Raw genomic sequence first — 255 nt, 5'->3', positions numbered from 1 at the left:
GGCTGTACTTCAGTACTGAAGGCATCCCGATAATTCTTCCTGCATTTCTTTTATTTTCATTCCTGTCAGGTACTTTCTGGAAACGATGGCATGCTGCTCGTATTTCCCCTGCATCCGTGATAAGCAGGGCAATAACAGAAGGAGAGTTTTTTGTCTGCTATCAGCCGGTCTGTGATATTTCAGGACACTGCCATGGTGCAGAAGCCCTGATGCGCTGGAGAAGAAATAACGGCAGATTGATCCCTCCGGACGTGT

At 47.5% G+C, this 255-nt stretch carries 1 protein-coding gene; it reads left to right on the top strand.

What is annotated here, in order from left to right; all coding sequences use genetic code 11:
• Positions 1-116: 116 nt before the first annotated feature.
• The coding region (locus WFK85_RS23740; RefSeq protein WP_442892386.1) for an EAL domain-containing protein at positions 117-255 on the top strand (139 nt) is incomplete at its 3' end.

Source organism: Cedecea sp. VD22, from assembly GCF_037150195.1.
Lineage (GTDB): Bacteria > Pseudomonadota > Gammaproteobacteria > Enterobacterales > Enterobacteriaceae > Cedecea.
This window is presented reverse-complemented; position numbering and strand designations above follow the sequence as displayed.